The sequence below is a fragment of the Pseudoalteromonas sp. ABE4_541 genome (genome assembly GCF_056312285.1).
On sequence record NZ_JBSVEM010000006.1, the window covers coordinates 204,676 to 227,354 of the forward strand.

The 22,679-nt window shown below is 42.9% G+C and carries 21 protein-coding genes; 5 read left to right on the plus strand and 16 right to left on the minus strand.

The annotated features are described in order from the left end of the window. Positions 1-3: 3 nt before the first annotated feature. Complete coding sequence (gene fusA / locus ACW689_RS08240; protein WP_476290211.1) at positions 4-2,091, plus strand: elongation factor G; 2,088 nt, start codon at positions 4-6, stop codon at positions 2,089-2,091. A 30-nt stretch (positions 2,092-2,121) separates the two neighbouring features. Here the strand turns inward: fusA and ACW689_RS08245 are convergent, their stop codons facing one another. From ACW689_RS08245 to ACW689_RS08300, 12 genes are all read right to left on the minus strand, one after another. Further along, the gene (locus ACW689_RS08245; protein WP_476290213.1) at positions 2,122-2,325 is read right to left on the minus strand and encodes a hypothetical protein; all 204 of its coding nucleotides are present in this window, start codon (positions 2,323-2,325) and stop codon (positions 2,122-2,124) included. Between the two features lie 11 nt (positions 2,326-2,336). Continuing rightward, positions 2,337-3,347: a porphobilinogen synthase gene (gene hemB / locus ACW689_RS08250; RefSeq protein ID WP_476290215.1), complete on the minus strand. Its 1,011-nt coding sequence runs from the start codon at positions 3,345-3,347 to the stop codon at positions 2,337-2,339. 9 nt (positions 3,348-3,356) lie between these two features. After that, positions 3,357-5,177: a sensor domain-containing diguanylate cyclase gene (locus tag ACW689_RS08255; RefSeq protein WP_476290279.1), complete on the minus strand. Its 1,821-nt coding sequence runs from the start codon at positions 5,175-5,177 to the stop codon at positions 3,357-3,359. A gap of 9 nt (positions 5,178-5,186) precedes the next feature. After that, positions 5,187-5,966 carry a TatD family hydrolase gene (locus ACW689_RS08260; RefSeq protein ID WP_476290217.1) on the minus strand — a complete coding sequence of 260 codons (780 nt, stop codon included), beginning with the start codon at positions 5,964-5,966 and terminating at the stop codon, positions 5,187-5,189. Beyond that, the gene (locus ACW689_RS08265) at positions 5,966-6,463 is read right to left on the minus strand and encodes a hypothetical protein (protein ID WP_476290219.1); all 498 of its coding nucleotides are present in this window, start codon (positions 6,461-6,463) and stop codon (positions 5,966-5,968) included. The genes ACW689_RS08260 and ACW689_RS08265 overlap by 1 nt, the downstream gene beginning before the upstream one ends. Next, positions 6,460-7,203: a twin-arginine translocase subunit TatC gene (gene tatC / locus ACW689_RS08270; RefSeq protein ID WP_476290221.1), complete on the minus strand. Its 744-nt coding sequence runs from the start codon at positions 7,201-7,203 to the stop codon at positions 6,460-6,462. The genes ACW689_RS08265 and tatC overlap by 4 nt, the downstream gene beginning before the upstream one ends. Positions 7,204-7,225: 22 nt before the next feature. Continuing rightward, positions 7,226-7,540 (minus strand): Sec-independent protein translocase protein TatB, encoded by a 315-nt coding sequence (gene tatB / locus ACW689_RS08275; protein WP_476290223.1) that lies wholly within the window; start codon positions 7,538-7,540, stop codon positions 7,226-7,228. Positions 7,541-7,543: 3 nt separating this feature from the next. Then, a complete protein-coding gene (gene tatA, locus ACW689_RS08280) occupies positions 7,544-7,765 on the minus strand; it encodes a Sec-independent protein translocase subunit TatA (protein WP_476290225.1) in 222 nt (73 codons plus the stop codon). Between the two features lie 64 nt (positions 7,766-7,829). Beyond that, complete coding sequence (gene ubiB, locus ACW689_RS08285; protein ID WP_476290227.1) at positions 7,830-9,434, minus strand: ubiquinone biosynthesis regulatory protein kinase UbiB; 1,605 nt, start codon at positions 9,432-9,434, stop codon at positions 7,830-7,832. 10 nt (positions 9,435-9,444) lie between these two features. Beyond that, the gene (locus tag ACW689_RS08290) at positions 9,445-10,047 is read right to left on the minus strand and encodes a ubiquinone biosynthesis accessory factor UbiJ (protein WP_476290229.1); all 603 of its coding nucleotides are present in this window, start codon (positions 10,045-10,047) and stop codon (positions 9,445-9,447) included. Positions 10,048-10,055: 8 nt separating this feature from the next. Further along, on the minus strand, positions 10,056-10,811 hold the full coding sequence (ubiE, locus tag ACW689_RS08295) for a bifunctional demethylmenaquinone methyltransferase/2-methoxy-6-polyprenyl-1,4-benzoquinol methylase UbiE (protein WP_476290231.1): 756 nt from the start codon (positions 10,809-10,811) through the stop codon (positions 10,056-10,058). 125 nt (positions 10,812-10,936) lie between these two features. Further along, positions 10,937-11,920, minus strand: coding sequence for a GGDEF domain-containing protein (locus ACW689_RS08300; RefSeq protein ID WP_476290281.1), 984 nt, complete (start codon positions 11,918-11,920; stop codon positions 10,937-10,939). Between the two features lie 320 nt (positions 11,921-12,240). On the opposite strand from ACW689_RS08300, the gene ACW689_RS08305 reads away from it, so the two are divergent. Beyond that, positions 12,241-14,004 carry a DUF885 domain-containing protein gene (locus ACW689_RS08305; protein WP_476290233.1) on the plus strand — a complete coding sequence of 588 codons (1,764 nt, stop codon included), beginning with the start codon at positions 12,241-12,243 and terminating at the stop codon, positions 14,002-14,004. Between the two features lie 70 nt (positions 14,005-14,074). Here the strand turns inward: ACW689_RS08305 and mtnK are convergent, their stop codons facing one another. Beyond that, positions 14,075-15,277 (minus strand): S-methyl-5-thioribose kinase, encoded by a 1,203-nt coding sequence (gene mtnK, locus ACW689_RS08310; protein ID WP_476290235.1) that lies wholly within the window; start codon positions 15,275-15,277, stop codon positions 14,075-14,077. A gap of 118 nt (positions 15,278-15,395) precedes the next feature. Here mtnK and mtnA point away from each other — a divergent pair, with 118 nt between their 5' ends. From mtnA to ACW689_RS08325, 3 genes are all read left to right on the plus strand, one after another. After that, positions 15,396-16,412: an S-methyl-5-thioribose-1-phosphate isomerase gene (mtnA, locus tag ACW689_RS08315; protein WP_476290237.1), complete on the plus strand. Its 1,017-nt coding sequence runs from the start codon at positions 15,396-15,398 to the stop codon at positions 16,410-16,412. 116 nt (positions 16,413-16,528) lie between these two features. Then, positions 16,529-18,490: an alpha/beta hydrolase family protein gene (locus ACW689_RS08320; RefSeq protein ID WP_476290239.1), complete on the plus strand. Its 1,962-nt coding sequence runs from the start codon at positions 16,529-16,531 to the stop codon at positions 18,488-18,490. Positions 18,491-18,731: 241 nt separating this feature from the next. Continuing rightward, positions 18,732-20,717, plus strand: a complete 1,986-nt coding sequence (locus tag ACW689_RS08325; protein ID WP_476290241.1) for an alpha/beta hydrolase family protein — start codon at positions 18,732-18,734, stop codon at positions 20,715-20,717. A 63-nt stretch (positions 20,718-20,780) separates the two neighbouring features. Here the strand turns inward: ACW689_RS08325 and ACW689_RS08330 are convergent, their stop codons facing one another. Genes ACW689_RS08330 through ACW689_RS08340 form a run of 3 tightly spaced genes read right to left on the minus strand, consistent with a single transcriptional unit; the run spans position 20,781 to position 22,617 of the window. Next, a complete protein-coding gene (locus tag ACW689_RS08330; protein WP_476290243.1) occupies positions 20,781-21,323 on the minus strand; it encodes a 1,2-dihydroxy-3-keto-5-methylthiopentene dioxygenase in 543 nt (180 codons plus the stop codon). After that, positions 21,320-22,006 (minus strand): acireductone synthase, encoded by a 687-nt coding sequence (gene mtnC / locus ACW689_RS08335; RefSeq protein ID WP_476290245.1) that lies wholly within the window; start codon positions 22,004-22,006, stop codon positions 21,320-21,322. Before mtnC ends, ACW689_RS08330 begins: the two co-directional genes overlap by 4 nt. Next, positions 22,003-22,617 (minus strand): methylthioribulose 1-phosphate dehydratase, encoded by a 615-nt coding sequence (locus tag ACW689_RS08340; RefSeq protein ID WP_476290247.1) that lies wholly within the window; start codon positions 22,615-22,617, stop codon positions 22,003-22,005. The genes mtnC and ACW689_RS08340 overlap by 4 nt, the downstream gene beginning before the upstream one ends. Positions 22,618-22,679: the final 62 nt, after the last annotated feature.

Sequence of the window (22,679 nt, forward strand, 5' to 3'; positions counted from 1 at the left end):
ACAATGGCAGATTTATCGAAGTACAGAAACATTGGTATTTTCGCGCACGTTGATGCGGGTAAAACTACCACCACTGAGCGTATCCTAAAGCTTACAGGTAAGATTCACAAAACTGGTGAGGTACACGACGGTGAGTCTACTACTGACTTCATGGAACAGGAAGCTGAGCGTGGTATTACAATCCAGTCAGCTGCTGTAACGTGTGAGTGGAAAGGTCACCGTTTAAACGTTATCGACACTCCAGGACACGTTGACTTCACAGTTGAAGTATACCGTTCATTAAAAGTTCTTGACGGTGGTATCGGTGTATTCTGTGGTTCAGGTGGTGTTGAGCCACAATCAGAAACAAACTGGCGTTATGCGAACGAATCAGAAGTAGCACGTGTTATCTTCGTAAACAAACTAGACCGTATGGGTGCTGACTTCTACCGCGTAGTAGGTCAAGTTAAAAACGTACTTGCAGCTAACCCACTAGTAATGACTTTACCTATCGGTATCGAAGACGAGTTCTGTGGTGTTGTAGACGTACTGACTAAAAAAGCATACGTTTGGGATGACTCAGGTCTTCCTGAAAACTACGAAGTACAAGACGTTCCTGCAGACATGGTAGACAAAGTTGAAGAATACCATGAAATGCTAATCGAAACTGCGGTAGAGCAAGACGACGATCTAATGGAAGCGTACATGGAAGGTGAAGTACCTTCTATCGAGCAAATCAAAGCATGTATCCGTAAAGGTACTCGTGATCTAGCGTTCTTCCCAACTTACTGTGGTTCTGCGTTCAAAAACAAAGGTGTTCAACTAGTACTTGACGCAGTTGTTGATTACCTACCTGCACCTACTGAAGTTGATCCTCAGCCGCTAACTGATCCTGAAACAGGTGAGCCTACTGGTGATGTAGCAACAGTTTCTGCTGATGAGCCACTAAAAGCGCTTGCGTTTAAGATCATGGATGACCGTTTCGGTGCCCTTACTTTCATCCGTATCTACTCTGGTCGCATGAAAAAAGGTGACACAGTTCTTAACTCTGCAACAGGTAAAACTGAGCGTATCGGCCGTATGGTTGAGATGCAAGCAGACGAGCGTAACGAGCTTACAGAAGCACAAGCGGGTGACATCATCGCAGTTGTAGGTATGAAGAACGTTCAAACAGGTCACACACTTTGTGATCCTAAGAACGAGTGTACACTTGAAGCGATGATCTTCCCTGAGCCGGTAATCTCAATCGCGGTACAGCCTAAAGATAAAGGCGGTAACGAGAAGATGGGTATTGCTATCGGTAAGATGGTTGCAGAAGATCCGTCATTCCAAGTTGAGACTGATGAAGATTCAGGTGAAACTATCCTTAAAGGTATGGGTGAATTACACCTAGACATCAAGGTAGACATCCTTAAGCGTACTTACGGCGTAGACCTAATCGTTGGTCAGCCTCAGGTTGCTTACCGTGAAACTATCACGCAAGAAGTTGAAGATAGCTACACGCATAAGAAACAATCAGGTGGTTCTGGTCAGTTCGGTAAGATCGACTACCGCATCAAGCCAGGTGAGCCAAACTCAGGCTTCACGTTCTCTTCAACAGTTGTTGGTGGTAACGTACCTAAAGAATTCTGGCCTGCAGTTGAGAAAGGCTTCAAGTCAATGATGGAAGAAGGTGTTCTAGCTGGCTTCCCTGTACTAGACGTTGAAGTTGAACTTTACGACGGTGGTTTCCACGCAGTTGACTCATCAGCTATCGCGTTCGAAATCGCAGCGAAAGGCGCATTCCGTCAGTCTATCCCTAAAGCGGGTGCACAACTTCTTGAGCCAATCATGAAAGTTGACGTGTTCACGCCAGAAGACAACGTAGGTGACGTAATCGGTGACCTTAACCGTCGTCGTGGTATGATCAAAGACCAAGAAGCGGGCCTTACAGGCGTTCGTATTAAGGGTGAAGTACCACTTTCAGAAATGTTCGGTTACATTGGTCACCTGCGTACAATTACTTCAGGTCGTGGTCAGTTCTCTATGGAGTTCGCACACTACGCACCATGTCCGCAAAACGTTGCTGACACTGTAATTGCTGCAGAAAAAGAGAAAAAAGCTGCTAAGTAATAGTCGCTTTTAAGTCTTAAAAAAACCCGCTCAATTGAGCGGGTTTTTTGTGCAATACACTCTGAGCACATAATATTGAATTGATAGTAGGATGTACCAAGGGATCTTGGACTTTAAATGGGGACTTGTGGTATTATTACCGTGATTAGTCCAATAACCATTCGTATAAATATAACCTTTGTTTGTCGTGCGATAAGTTATTAGCAAAATGAAAAATGCGCCTTCACGGCGCATTTTTTATATGGCTACTTTTCGTTAAGCCAAATGGCTGCTTGTTTAGCAAAGTAAGTTAGAATGCCATCGGCACCAGCACGTTTGAATGCCAGTAAGGATTCCATAACAACCGGCTTTTCAGCCAACCAGCCGTTGTCGATGGCTGCCTTATGCATGGCATACTCACCACTAACTTGATAAGCAAAGGTTGGCACGCCGAACTCGTCTTTAACGCGACGAACCACGTCTAAGTATGGCATACCTGGTTTTACCATGACCATATCAGCGCCTTCTTGCAAATCGAGCGCGACTTCGCGTAAAGCTTCGTCTGAGTTTGCAGGGTCCATTTGGTAAGTTTTCTTATCTGCACCTTTTAAGTTGCCCGCTGAGCCAACGGCATCTCTGAATGGGCCATAGTAACTGGAGGCGTATTTAGCGGAATAAGCCATAATGCGAGTGTGAATGTGACCTTCAGCTTCTAACGCTTCGCGAATAGCACCAATGCGACCATCCATCATATCTGAAGGGGCAACCATGTCTGCGCCAGCTTGTGCATGTGATAGGGCTTGTTTGACCAACACCTCCGTCGTCACATCATTAATCACGTAGCCATTATCATCGATTATGCCATCTTGACCATGTACAGTGAATGGGTCTAGCGCGACATCGGTGATCACGCCAAGTTCAGGGAATTCAGTTTTCAGTGCGCGTACCGTGCGCTGCGCCAGGCCTTCAGGGTTATAAGCTTCTTCTGCTTCTAATGACTTTTTGTCGCTTGGTGTTACGGGAAAAATTGCGATTGCAGGCACGCCTAGCGCAACAAGTTGTGCGGCTTCTTCGAGGAGTAAATCAATCGACAAACGGTCAATACCTGGCATTGACTCTATCGCTTCACGTCGATTCTTTCCTTCTAATACGAATACAGGAAAGATCAAGTCATTAACCGAAAGCTGATTCTCGCTCATTAGACGTCTTGAAAAGTCATCACGGCGCATTCTACGCATCCGTGTGTAAGGAAATAAATCTAATCCTGATTGAGCCACATTATTCTCCTAAGATTCTTGATAGGCAATTACGCGATTTCTGCCTTGCTGTTTTGCTTGATACAAAGCTTTATCGGCGAGGTCGGTATAAATGGTTGGGTTTTTACTGTTGCTGGCAATCGCGCTATGGACACCAGCACTGAGCGTCATGTTCACTGCTACGCCACCAAAGTCAAACACAGTGCCGTCCAATGATTGACGAATTCGCTCTGCTAAGTCGATAGCACCCGTTTGATCTGTATTAGGAAGTAACAGTACGAATTCTTCCCCGCCATAGCGGAATACTTCATCGAATGGACGTTTTAAGTGCTGTTCAATGACTTTCGCGACAGCACAAATTGCTTGGTCACCAACAAGGTGACCATAATTATCATTAATCTGTTTAAAATGGTCGATATCAAGCATCACCACACTGAGCGTGGTTTGTTCTCGGCGAGAGCGACGCACTTCCATCATGATCCGTTTATCGAAGTAGCGTCGATTCTTAACTTTGGTGAGTGGATCTTCCATGTTGAGCTTTTCTAACTCTCGGTTTTTCTCTTCCAATTCACGTAATGTGACTTCCAGCTCAAACGTGCGCTCATCGATACTGCTTTCGAGTTCTTCTTGGGCTTGGGCTTGTAAAAGTAGCCGTTCTTTTAAGAGTGCGTCTTCCGCTCTTGTCTGTGCTAAGCGTGCTTGTTGTGCTTTTATTTTGTCATCGCGCTCTTGGATGTATTGCCGTGCGAGTGCGTAGCTTAATGTCATACTGATCAGTAAGTAGCACAGATAGGTTAAGGGCCTATCTAGTAATGCATCCGATAACAGACCTAACTCAAACGCACTTTGGTAGCTCAAAGCCAGTAGTTGCATGACAAACATGAGCAAGAATGCTTTGTGAGAAGAGGTGTTTAATTTCCACGCGCGTGCAGATATAAACAGAAAACATAACGTGAGAATGAGGCTGTAACTATAAGCGATAGACAAGGCGACATTGTATGGGGCAAAGCAAAGCGAAATCGTTACGAATAGTCCGATTTGCCATAGCCAAGTGAGCATTTTTTGGCTGCGTTGTGCAACTTTTGGCACCAGTAACATTTTTAATAATGGTGCAAACAACCAAGTCGAGATCAGTAAGAATAGTGCTTGACCAAACTGCTTCATCCATTGCCAATCACCGTATAAATAGCGGTGGCTGAAGCCATATAAATGAACGTTAAGCAGCCAAATAAAAGCGATTGTTAGGCCGCCAAAGAGAAAATATTGTTTTCGCGTAAAGGAATACATGGCGGCATTGGTCAGTACCATGGCCAAAATAAAGCCAGCTAATATGCCATATAGCAAGTTGAATTTGCTGGTGTACTTTAAATATTCAATCGGGTGCCATAAGCTCAGCGGAAGGTAAGTCGGTTTGCTGTTTCGAATTCTAATGTAGATAACGCTATTTGCTTTTGATGCAAGCTTAATCGGAATGAGCTGAGCTTCATGTAAAATGGGCATTGAGCTATGCTCTGCTAACAGCGAACGATTGTCCTGAGGTACAAATGCAGCGACATTATCGAGTTGGTTATTATTGATATTTATCAGAAGTGGTAAGGCTTGCTCAGTACTATTTGACAAGCTGACTCGTAACCAAACGGTTTGATTTACTTGCTTTAGTTGTAAAAAACCATTCGTAACTGGCTGCCAATTGGGGGCGCTCTCTAGTAATTCAGTGGGTGTTTTGCTGTTATTGATACTGAAATCAAACGGTAAGGTGAGTTGTTTATTGAACTGTGCATCGATTTCTATTGCTCGAGCTGGAAACAATACCAGCAAGCTGAGCATGATAAATAGACTTAAACGAGGCATAGTCACTTTTTAACCCTTTAAAAAGAGACGTTTAAAATTATTAGCACTGATAGTGGCGACATGTTCTTCTGTTTGGCCACGCAACAGCGCTATTTGTTTTACAACCGCCCGAATAAATGCAGGCTCGTTACGGCGAGATTTAGGTTTGGGTTGTAAAGTACGAGGTAGCAGATAGGGCGCATCCGTTTCTATTAACAGCCTATCATCGGGGATCTGTGGCACGAGTTGCTGTAATTGTTCTCCACGTCTTTCATCACACACCCAGCCCGTAATACCAATCATTAGGCCGTAATCCAAATAGAATTCAAGCGCGGTTTGGTCGCCTGTAAAACAGTGTAAAACCCCTCGTACCGACGCATTGTTGAGCTTTTTTTGCATCGCTTCGAAGGCTTCGCGTTCGTGTAAATAAACGGGTTTATTAAGCCGCTCAGCAAGTTTTAGTTGTTCATTGAGTACGTCTAGTTGCTGAGGCCTTGGGGAAAAATCACGATTAAAGTCGAGGCCACATTCACCGACTGCGACGACTTGATCGTGTGTCAGCAATTTTTCAATATCACTGAGAAAGTTATCTGTTGCACTTTTAGCATCGTGAGGATGGATCCCAGCCGTGCTATATAAACCATACTTTTGTGCAAGCGACAAGCTTTGCGTAGAGTCTTCGATATTACTGCCGATAAGCAGCATATCAGTTACACCCGCTAGCTTGGCGCTCGATACTATATCGTCGCGAATATCGTCGAATTGAGAACTCGTGAGGTTGACGCCCGCATCGATATATTGGCCAGACATTAGTCTACTCGCTTTACCCGAATGCTGCGGTTAGAGCCCACTTTTTTCATTAAAAATGAGCCGAGTGTACCGCGACGAATTTCGACTTTATCGCCTTCTTTCGCATAAAACGTGTCCGAGCCAATTTGATTCCATCTTTGGTTATTATCAAGCTTAAATTTACGACTGCCAAGAGGAGACTTATCAACGTGTGTCACAACCGCTTGGATCTCATCCATTTGCACTTGCTCTGTTTTCTTTTCAATTAGCCGAGCCGTCATTCCAAACTTGTCTTCTTGAGATAAAACGGGCTGCGAAGTAGGTTGTGATGTAGTTTGTTTAGGTGCAACGAATTCTCTGGCGCTAATTGGTTGGTTTGCCATGACTTTATCAAAGCAGAGTAGGCGATTAAAATCTTTTTCAATTAAGGTACAAGCTTCTAGGGCTTGAAGATTAACGGATTGTGCAAATGCCGAACTAGAGGCAAGTAAAAGGCTGAACAATGCGACAGTTTTCATTCTTGTAATTCCTGTTTTTTTGATTCTTTTTTATAAAATTTAGCCAAAATGAGCCCGAGCTCAAACAATGCAAGCATAGGGAGCGCCAGCAGGGTCTGTGATAACACATCGGGTGGTGTTAAGAACATAGCGACTACAAATGCGCCAACGACCATGTAAGGGCGTTTTTCTTTTAAACTTTGAGTGGATGTCACGCCACTCCAACATAACAGCATAATGGCAACGGGGATTTCAAATGCAACACCAAACGCAAAGAACATCTTGAGCGTAAACCCTAAATAGCTGCTGATGTCTGGAGAGAGTGTCATCATCTGTGGTCCAACACTGGTGAAAAAACCTAACACGATCGGCAGCACAACAAAATAGCAAAAGGCAATACCTGCATAAAAAAGTAAAATGCTAGAGCACAGGATAGGGATAAGCATGCGCTTTTCGTGTTGGTACAGGCCAGGTGCGATAAAGCTCCAAACCTGATGTAAAATCATAGGAACCGCAGCGAATAGAGCCACAAACAGTGTCAGCTTAAAAGGCGCGAAGAAAGGCGCAGTGACGTCTGTGGCTATCATGGTGCTTTGTTCTGGTAAGTGTGCGACTAAAGGTGCCGCAACGAAACTATATATGTCGTTGGCGAAATATACCAGAGCGAGAAATATTATTAGTACGCTGAGCAAGGCTTTCATAAGCCGGTTGCGAAGCTCAATTAAATGACTGATAAAACCGCTTTGTTGAGCATGTGACATAGGTAACTCTTACTTCTTCGTTTTAGTCACTGTCTTTAGACCGTGTGGGGGCATTCTTATAGCTGTGTTTAACCGATTCAGCCGCTTTTTTTAACTCATCGACAGACTGTTGTAAGTCACCCGACAAACCTTGCATATTTTGCTCTTCAGCTTTTTTGAGATTGCTATGTAGCTCATGTACGCGCAGCTCTTCACTGACCTCAGCTTTCACTGAGTTCGCGACTGATTTAATGGTGTTCACCCAACGGCTAACAGTGCGAATAGCAACGGGAAGACGCTCTGGTCCTAGCACAATCAAACCGACGACCAGTACAACCACTAGCTCCCACATCCCCATGGCTTATACCTTATCTTTTTTTTCTTGCTCAACTTTACTTTGTTCGGAGACTTGCTCGGTAATTTGCTCTTTTGACTTTTCTTCGTCTGACATCGCTTTTTTAAAGCCCTTTACGGCACCACCAAGATCGCTGCCAATACCACGTAGCTTTTTGGTTCCAAATAACAAAACAATGATGGCAAGAATAATGAGTAACTGCCAAATACTGATCCCACCTAAGCCCATGGTGACTCCTTAAATTCGAGAAATTTCTTTAACTGTTGTGATTATACGCCCAGTGAGCAAAATATCACCCTATTTTGCGCCACGCGCCAACAAATATCACCACGCTGCATGCGAGTGCAATACCACTGAGTAGCCACTGCTGTGCAACGTAAGTCAGGCTAGCACAGATCAGGGCTGTGCAGGAAAGCATGCCCAGTAAGACTGATTTACCATTGCTCTTTGGCGGTGTTACTAGTTGTTGTCGATTGTTGCGCTTCAAATTTTGATATACTAGGTCGGGTAATTCAGGCATTTTTTCAGCCCAAAATGGTAAATTGGCGTACATTTGTTTTAACACTGACCAAGGTCCAACTTGATCTTTAACCCATTGCTCCAAAAATGGTTTTGCTGTTTGCCACAAGTCTAATTGTGGGTACAGCTGTCGACCTAACCCTTCAACGTAAAGCAGTGTTTTTTGTAAAAGCACCAATTGCGGCTGTACTTCCATATTGAAGCGTCTAGCCGTATTAAATAGGTTGACCAGCACATGGCCAAATGAGATCTCCGCCAAAGGTTTATTGAAAATAGGCTCGCACACTGTGCGTATTGCAAACTCAAACTCTTCGACACAGGTGTCGGCTGGTACCCAACCTGAATCAACGTGCAGTTGTGCGACTTGGCGATAGTCACGATTAAAAAAGGCAATGAAGTTTTCTGCTAAATAGCGTTTATCTTCTTTGTTGAGTGTACCCACAATGCCACAGTCAATGCCGATGTATTGCGGGTTTTTAAGGTTTTCACGGGAGACAAAAATATTGCCCGGATGCATATCTGCATGGAAGAAGCTATCTCTAAATACTTGCGTGAAGAACACTTCAACGCCGCGCTCAGCCAATAACTTCATGTTAGTGCCTTGCTTAAGTAGTTCATCGGTATCCGATACTGGAATGCCGTAGATGCGCTCCATCACCAAAACATTTTTACGGGAGTGGTCACTATAAACTTCAGGAATATATAACGATTCGGAATCCGTAAAGTTGCGTTTTAATTGAATTGCATTAGCAGCTTCGCGCATTAAATCGAGTTCATCAAGCAGCGTTTTTTTATACTCACGTACGACTTCAACGGGTCGTAATCTACGGCTTTGTTTGAAGACTCTGACTAGCATACGCGCAAACCTTTCCATCAGTGCCAAGTCTGCTTTTATCTGTGCTTCAATATCAGGGCGGATCACCTTAATGACGACTTTTTGATCTACGCCCCGGTTGTGCAATGTCGCGGTATGCACCTGCGCAATGGAGGCTGAGGCTAACGGCGCTTGATCAAACTCGCTAAACAGTTCACTGATATGGCTGATCTCTAACGCCTCTTCAATCAGCTTTTGTGCTTGTACACCATCAAATGGGGCGACTTTATCTTGCAATAAAGCGAGTTCTTCAGCGATATCTTGCGGCAGTAAGTCACGTCGGGTAGAGAGCATTTGACCAAACTTAACCCATACAGGGCCTAAGCTTTGTAACGCGAGGCGCAAACGTACACCTAATGGTTTGTCTGCATGCTTGTTGGCCATCCAAAAAAGGCTACTTCTGGCAACGCGAGCATACCAAGGGCGCTTATGCGATGGAATAAACTCATCTAGTCCATAACTAAGTAAAGTGCGAGTGATATGATGTAATCGAGCAAAAGCCAAACTGGATTCCTTAGCGAGAAAGTAATTGATTAATACGTTGTTCTAAATGTGCGGTTTGCTGCTTGAGCTGCCGAGTGTGCGCCTTAAACTGCTCTAACTCTAATGGGTGGATGGTGACTTTAAGTTCATCCTGAAAAAGCCCTTGAGTCGTATCGCTGATCGTTCGCGTCACATGCTTACTTTTATTTTTGGCTGCTCGAACATGTTGAACGAGTTGTTGCGCCACAGCATCACCAAGGTAACGTGATAGATGCTCGGCCCAGTCAATACTGAGCTCAGAAAATACTTGAGCATATTTTTGTGCTAGATGAAGGTCGCCATCTAAGTCCAGCGCCTCTTGGCGGATCAGCCGAGTGAGCTGGCTTGGATCTTTTAGCTCACTCAATGTGTTGATGCTAGTGCTTATTTTGCAATCAGCCTGCTCTTGGTAGTGGCTAAACACAATGAAACTTTGTCCGGTATAGGTCAGCGCATAAGTCTGCTGCCAGTCTCGGATCTCAATTGCTAAAACTTTGTGTTGTACTGAGCCCAAAGCCAACTTTAGCTCAGGTTCAAACGCCAATAGTGCATTGAGTACTTTCTCAACACTAGCAGTGAGCAGGGTCGATATCATTGTATTCTCTAGTATTTAAAGCCACGGTGAAGGGCAACAATGCCGCCTGTCATGTTTTGATAGCTGGTTTGCTCGAAACCTGCTTCTTCCATCATACCTTTGAGTGTTTCTTGATCTGGATGCATACGGATGGACTCAGCCAAGTAACGATAAGATTCGCTGTCGTTGGCAACCAGTTTCCCCATGCCTGGCAAGAGGTTAAATGAATAGAAGTCATAGAGTTTGGACAAGGCTTCATTGTCTGTCTTTGAAAACTCCAATATTAATAGACGGCCACCAGGTTTTAAAATTCGATACATAGAGCGCAGGGCTGCGTCTTTATCGGTGACATTTCGTAAACCAAATGCGATTGTGATCACGTCGATACTGTTGTCAGGAAATGGCAAGGCTTCTGCGTTCATTTGCACATATTCAATGTTGCTGACAAGGCCTAGATCACGGAGCTTATCACGACCCACTTTAAGCATTGAGTCGTTTATATCTCCTAAGATCACTTTGCCTGTATCTCCCACTAGTTGGCTGAATTTAGAGGTAAGGTCACCCGTGCCACCGGCTAAATCGAGTACTGTATGGCCTTTTCTTACACCTGAGCATGCGATAGCTTGGCGCTTCCATAAACGATGAATACCAAATGACATTAGATCATTCATAATATCGTATTTGGCTGCGACAGAATGGAATACGTCGGCCACCATAGAGGCTTTTTCTTCTCTGGCAACGGTTTTGTATCCGAAATCGGTGGTATTTTGCTGCGACTCTTTCATGGTGCTTCTCTGCTGTGGCGGTTGCGCTAAAGTTGGCTACTAGTGTACTTGATTGCGCGCGCTAGGTGCAATTTATACGCAGCAGAAATTCAGAGTTTAGGTATTAAAATAAACCAGACCTCAGTCTATGGTGTGACGTAGCAACTTTGATTGGAGAGATATGCTTTGTGGGCAGCTAAATGCGCCTTGCGTGCCAGTTCATTAAAATCTTGCTCTGGTGTATGCGTACAGATACCAATAGATAAGGCGATACGCGGTAGCTCTACGGCACCTTTTGAACTCACAAATTTTAGTTTATCTACGCTATTTTTGATTTTCTCGGCGATCACGTTGGCAGTCTCTGAATCTATGTCTGCCAGTAAGACGGTGAACTCTTCTTTACTTGTTCTGCCTGGTAAACCGCTTTCTTGTACATACTTTTGCACTTTGCTTGCTACTCGATTGAGCACAACATCACCGACGAGCGGCCCATATTGCTCGTTGAATTCATCAAAGTTGGTAATTTGTATAGCGATCGCGCACAAAGATTTATCTTGTGCCAGCCAGATTTGTGTCTGTTGGTTGAGATAGTGTCGCTTATACAACCCAGTTTGCGGATCGATGACATGTTGTTTACGCAGTTGTTGCAATGCTTGTTGCGATTTTTGTTGTAACAAATAGGCTTTTTTTAGTTGCTCTTTGAAAGCTGTGTGGCGTTTGGCTAATTGGTCCGCACTGTTTTTTATCTTATTCAATAACACCTTAGTTTTTGACAAATTGTGTTCATCAAAGCTGTTTACGCAATTATGCACGGTGTTGGCAAATGAGGTAATGTGTCTATGTGACTCTTGGGTGTTCTTTGTCAGGTTAGTCAGTAAACCATCAACATTATCGAGTAATTCAGTCTCTTTCTTATGACCTAGATTCAGGTGTTCAAAATAGAGGTTTTCGATGAAAATGTTATCAATGCGCTGCTTGTTTTTTATTGCAGCGTCTAGAGACTGATTGAGCTGGTTGTGGGTTTTGCTGATATAGGTGTATGCAACTTGATAATTCAAGGGAGTTGGAGGCAAATGATGCAACTCTAAAAACAGGCAAACCTGTGTCATTTTTTCTTGGGCGCTCGCCATGGAGTCATGGAACATCATTTTATTTACCGCAACAATGAGATCGTTTATTGAGTTATTCAATCCTATCGCTTAACTGCGACAGTGCTTTGTTAAAGTGTTCGTACCAGAGTACTTATTCTTGTTTGTATTTAAAAGTAAAACATGAAAGGTTGAAATAAAAAAGTTAAATTTATGCGTCGGTTCACCGTTTATATCATCAATTTGTCTTAGTTTGCCTGCTTTTCCTTCGCATTGCAATTTATGGAATTGAGCTCTTTTATTTGCAGTTGCTAGATTGGCTCAGGTAAAGTCTGATAAAAATCGGTACCAAGGACAATAATGTGAATAAAAATGTGATTTCAACGTTAAATTTGTTGGTTTTTTGCTCGTTATTGTTTGGCTGTCAATTAACGCCAAACTCAGCTGATGTGCAGTTCAACAACTTAGCTGACGAAATAACCCGGTTTAATGCACAGATAAACCCATATAAGCAGTCTTCAGTTCAAGCGAATTACTTGCTATACAACTTAGATGCAGATTTTCTCGCGAAGACTAACCAGCAGAGAGAGCGCTTTTTGGCTCGTCTGTCTGAGGTTGATGTTACGAAATTAGATGAGCAAAACAAAATTAACTACGTTATTTTACGTGCTCAAGTGCAAAGCCGTGCTGATAGTTATTATTTTAATAAACACTATATGCCACTGAATTCTGAAGGAGGGTTCCACTCAGACCTGACTGAGATCATTTGGCTTAGTGACTATTCGAATGAAGAAGAGCTTAATCTATACTTGCAAAGGTTGTCGCAAATTCCCCGCTATTTTGACCAAAACATGGCGTGGATGCGTAAAGGTATGGAAGTGGAATATACGCAACCGCAAGTTGTATTAGAAGGATATGAAGAGTCAATTCAGGCCTTTATCCACGACGATGTAATCCAATCACCGTTTTATGCGCCATTTGTCAATAATTCAGCGAAATTATCAGCGCAAGAGTTTGCTGGTATGCAAAGTAAAGCGAAAGAAGTGTTATCTCGTGCCGTTATCCCGGCTTATAAAAAGTATCTTGAGTTTTTTACTCAACAATATCGCCCTGCGGCAAGAAGCGGAATTGCAATTAAAGATATTCCAAACGGTGAAGCATTTTATGCAAACCGAATCAAATACTTCACCACGACGGATATGACTGCTGAGCAGATCCATGAGCTTGGTTTAAAAGAAGTGGCACGTATTCGCGCTGAAATGGAACAGGTGATTGAGCAGGTTGGTTTTGAGGGGACATTTGCTGAGTTTATTCACTTTTTAAGAACCGATCCGCAGTTCTATGCTAAAACTCCAGTACAATTATTAAAAGAAGCTGCCTATATTTCCAAGCGCATCGACGCGCAATTACCTAAGTTGTTCCATACACTGCCGCAACGCCCATATGGGGTTAAAGCCGTACCTGAGAGTATTGCCCCTAAATATACCACTGGTCGTTATGCACCTGCTAGTAATGATAAAGAAGCGGGTTATTATTGGGTTAATACTTATGCATTAGATAAGCGCCCGCTATATGTGTTAGAGGCATTAACACTACATGAAGCTGTGCCTGGGCATCACTTGCAAATTTCAATCAATGAAGAGCTAACTCATTTGCCTGATTATCGGCGTACGGAATATATTTCAGCGTTTGGTGAAGGGTGGGGGCTCTATGCTGAGTACTTGGGCTTAGAGGTTGGGTTTTACCAAGATCCATATAGCAACTTTGGTCGATTAACCTATGAAATGTGGCGTGCCGCACGTTTGGTGGTAGATACAGGTATGCACATGTTTGGTTGGAGCCGCCAACAAGCAATGGATTTCATGAAGAACAATACCGCTTTGTCGCTACATAATGTAAAAACTGAAACAGATCGTTATATTTCATGGCCAGGTCAGGCTTTGTCATACAAAATAGGTGAACTGACCATAAAAAGGTTGCGTAAAAAGGCAGAGCAGCAATTGGGTGAGCGTTTTGATTTGAGAGAGTTCCACTATCAGGTGTTGCGTCACGGTTCGATCCCGCTCAACGTGCTTGAACAGCAAATAGATGTATATATTGCCAAGACACTTAAACAGACTCACTAGGTCGTTATTTTCAATATTCGAGTAGAAGTAAACCCAGCGATTAGCTGGGTTTACTTTTAGATTGGTTTAGTCACAACAATAGGCTAAGCAACAATTGAGACAGTTCTTGGCGAGATTGGCATTTGGGCGACTGTAAAATGAGTTGCTCACCTAATTGTAATGCTTGTGTTTGTACGGCTAACCTGCTTTGCTCATCTTCGATACTTTCAATATCAGCCACATGTGCCAAGCCAATGGTACGGCGGATCAGTTCACTACCACAATATCCATAAGCATCACGCAGTATTTGCATTACAAACAGTTCACTATAGCCCTTGGCTTGCAGTGCCAAGTCTTGCGTGTGTTGCTGTGCTAATGTTAGCCACGTGTGTTCAAACTCACCAATACAAGTTTGAATGCAGTTGAGCAAATAGGTGTGTATGTCACGTCTTTTGGGTTGTTCGGGTGTCCGTGCATAATGTGCACAGTAATTCAGTAGCAAATTACCAATGAATGAGCCTAGGTCAAAACCGATTGGCCCAAAAAAGCCAAATTCGGGATCAATTAACTTAGTGCTCTTTTGGTCAACAAAAATACTGCCTGTATGTACATCCCCATGCAGAAGCGCTTGGGGAGAGCTTAAGAATTTTGCTTTGAGCTGTGCCACGGCCAATTTAAGAGCATCGTTATTTTGTAGTCGCTTAACTTCATCATTTAGTGTGTTAGGAAAGTCGTTTCTGTCGCTTTCTCTGTATGGGTCATCAAAGAAAAGTGCTTCTGTAATGGCACATAACTCTGGGTTGGTGAATTCTTTGACTAGTGCTTTTTTATCTTGAGGGTTTAAGTAAAAATCACTAGTAAAAAAGCTGGATTTGGCAAGATATTGCGCCACATCTTGCGCTAAATTTTCAAACTTTATGCCTTTGCATAGCTCACCGCGAAGTATCCGCATATGACCAAGATCTTCCAAAACCGTGATGGCCAAATTATCGTCTTTATGCAGTACTTTCGCTGTGATTTCAGGACATATTTCGCCATGTTTGAGCAGCACACTTGCTTCTATACGTGCTCGATCAAGCGTCAGTGGCCAGGACTCGCCAACACATCGAGCATAGGGTAGCGCTTGTTTCAAAATAATACTGTGGCCTTGTTGGTCAGCCACTCTGAATACAAGATTGAGATTACCATCACCAAATTCGTAGCAAGTAAGCTGCGCTTGCGAAGCGAAAAACACTCCAAGCTGCTTGATATAGTCGAGTGCTCGGTCATTATCGAATGCAATATAATCGTTCATGGCTCACCATCATTAGTAAAAGATCCTATAGAATTCTAAACTTTTAAATGTTTAGATGTCTATGCTTCTTTTTCTTATTCGGTAAAATGGCATCGTTCAGCTAATTGAGAGAATCAACATGCAACCTTTAGTAGCGCGCAGTCTTAAGTACACCGAAAATAAGTTATATGTGTTAGATCAATATCTTTTGCCTCATGAAGAGGTTTGGCATCAGTGTGAAAATGTTGCGCAGATGGAAGAACTCATTGTCTCATTAAAGGTGCGAGGTGCTCCCCTAATTGGGTTGGCGGCTACATTGCTGGTTGCTATGCTGGCTGAAAGAGGTCAGAGCAAAGCGCAATTAGCGCAAGCGATAAACGAGCTGGAGGCAACCCGCCCAACTGCGGTGAATTTAATGTATTGTATGGCGCGCATGCGTGAAGCGTTATTGAAAGATGATTTTGTGAACACCTTAGTACACACCGCTGAACAATTGTTTTTAGAAGATGTGGCTTTGTGTGATGCAATGGCAAGCTTTGGCGCTGAGTTAGTGCAAAGTGGCGACCGAATCCTAACGCATTGTAATACTGGTGCGCTCGCGACTGCTGGTATTGGCACCGCATTGGGTGTGATTTACAAAGCACACCAACGTCACGGTGATATTCATGTGTGGGTCGATGAGACCCGTCCTTTGCTGCAAGGTGGTCGATTAACCGCGTACGAATTAGCCTCATGGCAAATTCCTTATACACTCATCTGTGACAACATGGCAGCCAGCCTTATGGCATCAGGACACGTAGATAAAATCTTTGTGGGAGCGGATAGGATAGCCGCCAATGGCGATTTTGCAAACAAAGTGGGGACTTATAACTTAGCAGTATTGGCACATTATCATAACATTCCATTTTATGTAGTTGCGCCATATACCACGGTCGATTTGGCATGTAAAAATGGCAAGACCATTCCAATCGAGCAGCGTAATCCGAGTGAAGTAACTGGAGTCAGTGGTAGTTTTGGGTCGTGTCATTGGGCGCCGGAGAATACTGAGGTATTCAATCCTGCCTTTGATGTAACACCCGCCAAGTTAGTCACTGGCTGGATATTAGATAAAGGCCACTTTACAGAGGATGACATTATCCAAGGCGCATTTACTTAGCATTACAATATATGAACATTGTTATATTGATTAAAGGTATAATTGGCACCTTTTTGCGAAGTTGTCTATTTACTATGGCGATTCGTTTAATAACGTAATATGGATAAATAAGTTAGATGTTCAGAACAGTTTTTGTTGTTTTGGTTTTGATGGCCTCAATGCTTTTTAGCACGATGGCCGCTGCGAAGCAGCTACTACCGATTGATATTTTCAGTAAAGGTAGAGAATATAATCAAGTTAAAATTTCTCCTACCGGCAAATACTTGGCGTTTGTTTCAAAACATGACGGCAAGAATGTTTTAATTTTTCTTGGGTTGAATGACTTCAAAGTTCGATACATTGTTAATTTCCCAAATGATGGTGAAGTAGGCAATTATGAATGGGTCAGTGAAGATCGTGTTGTATTGCAAAAGCAATATATCAGTGGCTGGGAAGCACAACCAAAATATTATGGTGAGCTATTTGGCATTAATGCCGATGGTAGTCGTGCTAAATATTTAGTGGGTTACAAAGGGACGACTAATACTGGTACACGAGCCCGCAAAGCCACTTCTTTGTATGGTACTTCATACATTCTAGACCCACTGGTGCATGATGACGATAAGGCATTGATTGTGACTTACCCTTGGTCTGGTTCCTCTGAGCCTGTCACTCATGTGTATGAATTGAACATTCATACCGGTAAAAGAAATCGTATTGCAGCATCACCAAAAAAGAGTGGTCATTTTCTTACCGACCATCAGGGCGAAGTTCGCATCGTTTGGGTGTCGGCAGACGATGGTGTGAGTTCAGAGATTCATGTACGCAGTCGTAAAGAGCCGGATTGGAAAGCATTAAAAGTACCGCAAAAGCTGGCTGAAATAGACATACACGGTTTTGATAAAAGCGGTGAGCGTGTATACGTGACAGGTTCCTATGAAGGTGAGCCTAAAGGCGTATTCTCACTTAATTTAACTACCAATGAACTGGAGTCTATATACCAAGATAAACAGGTTGACCCCACACAGTTATGGATAGATCCAGCTGATAAGACATTGTTTGCGATTGAGTTGGACCCTGGTTATCCAACCTATGCGTTCCCTAAAGAAAATTCGGTCAGAAAACAGCAGCTAAAGTCCTTATTGGCTTCTATTCCTGGCAATCAGGTGCAAATTGTAAGCGCGACTAAAGATGGTAGTCAGGTTGTGGTGTTTGCACACAGTGATGTGAATCCGGGTAACTATTACTTATATGATACTAAGAAAAATAGCCTAGGTTATCTCGCTTCAAGCCGAAAATGGATAGACCCAAAGCAAATGTCGGCTATGGAACCTGTCGAATATCAATCACGAGATGGTAAGACTATCCACGGTTACCTGACAGTACCCAATGGAATGGATAAGAAAAATTTACCTTTAGTTGTTATGCCACATGGTGGGCCGCATTATGTTCGAGATATGTGGTTATTTGATTCTCAAGTTCAGTTACTTGCCAGTCGTGGGATTGCGGTATTGCAAGTTAACTTTAGAGGTTCTGAAGGCTATGGCACAAGCTTTGAACGTGCAGGTTTTCGTAAATGGGGCAAAGAAATCCAACATGACATCATTGATGGCGTAAAGTACTTGTTTGATAAGGGCATTGCCGATAAAAAGCGTGCTTGTATTATGGGTGCCAGTTTTGGCGGCTATTCAGCATTGCAAAGTGCTATTTTGGAGCCAGAGATGTTTCAATGTGCGATTGGCGTGATGGGTGTATATGACTTACCTATGATGTTTGAAGAAGGGGACGTTGCAGAACGTGATTCAGGTATTGCTTATTTGAACACGGTACTTGGACAAAACGAGGCACAGCTCAAAGCTTTTTCACCTGTATACAATGTTGATAAGCTAATAGCGCCAGTCTTTATTGTTCACGGTGGTGAAGATGAGCGAGCTCCAATAGAACATGCAGAAGTGCTCGTAAAAGCGTTGAAAAAGGCTGATAAAGAATACAATTATTATGTACTTGAAAGCGAAGGCCATGGTTTTTACAAACCAGAGCATAGAAAGGTCTACTACGAGAAAGTGTTAGCGTTTTTGTCGCAGCACCTTAAACTCTAAATCTCTCTTTTGGGCAGCGCAAATCTAGCTTTGCGCTGCCTTATTTTCCTCTAAACTCTCTATTTCCAAACCGCGATCAAAATTCACAGCCCGTTGTGATAACGGAAGATTTTCTCTAAAAGTGATTTATTGACGTACAAAATATGAACATTATCATATTTTGATACCTTACATTGAATAATTAAGTCTTAGTTTCAATGTGGTTACCCATAATTTATTGCTAACGGATGAGAGAAATAAAATGAAAAAAATACTATTAGTAGTGAGTGTCATACTTGGGGTGGTATTGTTTAGCCCTTCAAGCTATGCCAGTAAACCTCTACCTATTGAAACGTTCAGTAAAGGGCGCGAATACAACCAAGTAAAAATTTCACCGACGGGTAAATACTTGGCGTTCATTTCCAAGCACGCAGGTAAGAATGTGCTTGTCTTCTTAGAGTTAAACAAGTTTACAGTACTTCACGTTGTCAATTTTCCAGATAATGGTCAAGTCGGTGATTATGAGTGGGTGAGTGAAGAGCGTGTTGTGCTTCAAAAGCAATATGTTGATGGCTGGGAAACACAGCCGAAATATTATGGAGAACTCTTTGGGATTAATGCCGATGGCAGTCGCTCCGAATATTTAATTGGTTATCGTGGCAAGATGAAAACGGGCTCTAATGTGAGAGAGGCAACAGCATTACGGGCAACCTCTTATCTCTTGGACCCACTCGTCAGTGACGAAGATAAAGCGCTGATCGTCAGCTATCCGTGGGCATCTTCGGATAAGATGTTACCAGATAACATGTTAACTGAGGCGGTAGCCCTCGTTTACGAACTCAATGTGCATACGGGGAAAAGGCGAAAAGTTGCAGCGGCTCCAAATAGAAAAGGTCGCTTTTTAACTGATAATCAAGGACAAGTGAAGATTGCTGTTTCTGCACAAAACAATGATCAAGATAGTATCTTTGTGCGCACAGCGGATAAATCAGACTGGAAAGAACTACAATTATCTGAAAAATTATCTAAGGTTCAAGTCCATGCATTTGATGGATCAGGTGAGAATGTTTATATCTCGGGCTCACACAATGGACTGCCTCAGGGGGTTTATTCTCTAAATTTAAAAAGTGGTGCAACTAAGCTCATTTTTCAAGATAAAAAAGTTGATCCGTCACAATTGTGGGTTGATCCGGTTGAGAAAAGCTTATTCGCGATTGAGTTAGAGCTGGGGTATCCAACTTACGCATTTACTAGAGAAAATGTGTCTAGAAGTGCGCAGCTAAAATCATTGCTTGCATCAATTCCTGGAAACCAAGTACAAATTATTAGTGCCACAACGGATGGTAGTAAAGTTATTGTATTGGCGCACAGTGATGTGAATCCAGGAGATTACTACCTTTTTGATACGCAAAAGAATGAGCTTAAATATCTAGCATCTAGCAGAAAGTGGGTGGACCCAAATCAAATGTCAGCCATGGAGCCTATTGCGTATAAGTCGAGAGATGGACTCACAATCCATGGTTATTTAACTGTGCCTAAAGGCAAAGAAAAGCAAAACCTGCCCTTAGTTGTATTGCCTCATAAAGGCCCTCATGGTGAGCGAAATGTCTGGGAGTTTGATCCTCAGGTGCAACTGTTGGCCAGTCGTGGTTTAGCAGTTCTTCAAGTTAACTATAGAGGTTCGAGTGGTTATGGTAGCGAGTTTGAAGAAGCAGGTTATCGTCACTGGGGAGGGGCGGTTCAGCACGATATCATTGATGGGGTAAACTTCTTGTTCGATAAAGGCATTGCTGATAAGAAGCGGGTTTGCATTATGGGGGCGAGTTTTGGTGGTTACTCGGCATTGCAAAGCGCAATTTTGGAGCCTGATATGTTTCAATGTGCCGTTGGGGTGATGGGGATGTACGACTTGCCTAAAATGTTTGAAACAGGCGAGCTGTCCGAAAGTGACGCTGGTTTGAGTTATCTGAAAAAAGTACTCGGCGATGAACCAGCGAAGTTGAGCGCAATTTCACCCAGCTATAATGTAGATAAACTGAAAGTCCCAGTGTTTATTGTCCATGGCGGAGAAGATAAGAAAGCGCCCATTGAACAAGCAGAGTCATTAGTCAACGCTTTGAAAAAAAATGACAAAGATTACAGTTATTATGTGCTTGAGAATGAGGGGCATGGCTTTTATACAGCAAAAAGCAGAACGCAATATTATGAGCAAGTTTTAGCATTCTTATCGCAGCATCTAAAGCTTTAAAGCAATACTTTACCATGCAAAATGAAGCGAAAAAGCAGTAACAGGAGTTACTGCTTTTTTTGATTAATCGAGTAGCGGAAAGAGTTTAGCAATGTCAGAGTCGGTGCCTTGCGCAACCCAGCCTTCTTGGTTGTTAAATAATCGAATTGCCGTAAATTCAGGGTCACTTCCCATATCAAACCAATGCGAAGTATTTGCAGGCACTGAGATTAAATCCCCTTGCTGACATAGTACTTGATACACCTTGTCTTGCAGGTGTAAGCAAAAAAGTCCTTGCCCGTTAACAAAAAAGCGCACTTCATCTTCTGAGTGTGTGTGTTCAAATAAAAATTTCTCTCGAAGCTGTGCTGCATTTGGGTTGCCTTTTGCAAATGAGATCACATCCACAGTTTGATAACCATCTTTTGCTTTGAGCCTGTCTATGTCAGTTTGATAGGCAGAAATGATGTCATCTTGAGACATGTCAGCGTGGATATCCGTCACCGTTTGCCATTGTTCAAAGCGAACGCCTTGTTGTGCTAATTTTTTGGCAATTGCATTTGGGTTGTTTTCTTTTTCAAGTGGTGTATTAGGCGTGTTCTCGTTATAAATACTTAATAGGCTCACAGTAATGCTCCTTCATCAAATTTTGTAAAGTCGCTGACAACTGGGTGTGCGTTTGATGTCGCTTGCCCATCTCGCAGCAGTTGTAATGTTTTGAGGCCCACTTCTTTAGCGGCATCAAGCTCAGCAACAACGTCACTTAAAAAAAGCACTTCTTCGGCTGTGAAAGGTAGTTTTGATAGAATATTCTGATACGCCTCGGGGTCTTGCTTGGCACCCACTTTGGTGTCGAAAAAATCACTGAATAATGCTTGAATATCACCAAAGTCTGAATGTGCAAACAACAACTGTTGTGCTTTGACAGAGCCTGAAGAGTAAACATACAGCTGACGACCGCTCGCTTTCTGTTGCTCCAAAAACTGGTAGGCATCGTCATATAAATGGCCAGTAAAATCACCGTTTTCATAGCCAAATTGCCACACTAACCCTTGCAGCTGTTTTAGAGGTGTTATTTTTCTATCTTCCGCAATCCAAGTAAGCAAGGCGCTAATGACAGTATTTATATCTGCATTTGGGCTCTTTAGCTCCTGTTTAACCGCTTCAATTTGTGTTTTCACTTGGGCATTATTTTGATGCTCACTCACAAAATCAGGCATGCGTTTTGCCGCATAAGGGAAAAGCACGTCTTTGACAAAAGAAATGCGGGTAATTGTGCCTTCAATGTCCGTTAAAATCGCTTTGATCACGATGACTTCTCCAATTTTATGCGCTCTAATTCGCACGCAAATAAAAACTCTAACCCCTCGATGTGACGTCGAGTTTCATTGACACTACTGCCTATAGCATAAAGGCCGTGACCACGAATAAGTACGCCATGGGTCACAGGACTGTGATTGTGGTACTTGGCTACCTGCTCTGCAAGTTTATCAATGTCTTGATCGTTGTCGAAAATAGGGATGTTTACAGGGGTATGATGACTTGAAATGCCGGTGAGAGACTTTTGCATCTCGTAACCATGGACAGACAGTACACTGCTTTGCTCATACCGAGATAATACGGTTGCGGCAACAGAATGTGTATGCAATACACATTCTGTACTAGGCACAAGTTGGTATAGTTTTAGGTGCAGTGCCGTTTCTGCTGATGGCTTTCCTAAGCCATGTACAATTGTGCCTTGTTCGTCTAATTCTAAGAAGTGCTCGTTATTGAGGTAGCCTTTATCATGGCCACTGGCGGTGACTACAAAGCCAGTTTGTGTTTTAACCGAGAAGTTGCCACCGGTAGCTGGTACCCAACCACGCTGGCTCACCCATTGGCCAGTTTCAATGAGCTCTGATTTTGCAGCATCACTGTTCATCCTGTGTTACCTTGTGTTAAAGCTAAAAAATATTTTAGACGGCTATACATCTATTTGTGTAA

Coding starts and splice junctions, on each gene's coding strand:
- tatA (WP_476290225.1), bottom strand. CDS start 7,765: ATGGGCTTAGGTGGGATCAGTATTTGGCAGTTACTCATTATTCTTGCC.
- mtnA (WP_476290237.1), top strand. CDS start 15,396: ATGCAACCTTTAGTAGCGCGCAGTCTTAAGTACACCGAAAATAAGTTA.
- ACW689_RS08320 (WP_476290239.1), top strand. CDS start 16,529: ATGTTCAGAACAGTTTTTGTTGTTTTGGTTTTGATGGCCTCAATGCTT.
- tatB (WP_476290223.1), bottom strand. CDS start 7,540: ATGGGGATGTGGGAGCTAGTGGTTGTACTGGTCGTCGGTTTGATTGTG.
- ACW689_RS08325 (WP_476290241.1), top strand. CDS start 18,732: ATGAAAAAAATACTATTAGTAGTGAGTGTCATACTTGGGGTGGTATTG.
- mtnK (WP_476290235.1), bottom strand. CDS start 15,277: ATGAACGATTATATTGCATTCGATAATGACCGAGCACTCGACTATATC.
- ACW689_RS08300 (WP_476290281.1), bottom strand. CDS start 11,920: ATGGCGAGCGCCCAAGAAAAAATGACACAGGTTTGCCTGTTTTTAGAG.
- ACW689_RS08290 (WP_476290229.1), bottom strand. CDS start 10,047: ATGATATCGACCCTGCTCACTGCTAGTGTTGAGAAAGTACTCAATGCA.
- tatC (WP_476290221.1), bottom strand. CDS start 7,203: ATGTCACATGCTCAACAAAGCGGTTTTATCAGTCATTTAATTGAGCTT.
- ACW689_RS08340 (WP_476290247.1), bottom strand. CDS start 22,617: ATGAACAGTGATGCTGCAAAATCAGAGCTCATTGAAACTGGCCAATGG.
- ACW689_RS08255 (WP_476290279.1), bottom strand. CDS start 5,177: ATGCCTCGTTTAAGTCTATTTATCATGCTCAGCTTGCTGGTATTGTTT.
- ubiE (WP_476290231.1), bottom strand. CDS start 10,811: ATGAAAGAGTCGCAGCAAAATACCACCGATTTCGGATACAAAACCGTT.
- ACW689_RS08260 (WP_476290217.1), bottom strand. CDS start 5,966: ATGTCTGGCCAATATATCGATGCGGGCGTCAACCTCACGAGTTCTCAA.
- ACW689_RS08265 (WP_476290219.1), bottom strand. CDS start 6,463: ATGAAAACTGTCGCATTGTTCAGCCTTTTACTTGCCTCTAGTTCGGCA.
- ACW689_RS08245 (WP_476290213.1), bottom strand. CDS start 2,325: ATGCGCCGTGAAGGCGCATTTTTCATTTTGCTAATAACTTATCGCACG.
- fusA (WP_476290211.1), top strand. CDS start 4: ATGGCAGATTTATCGAAGTACAGAAACATTGGTATTTTCGCGCACGTT.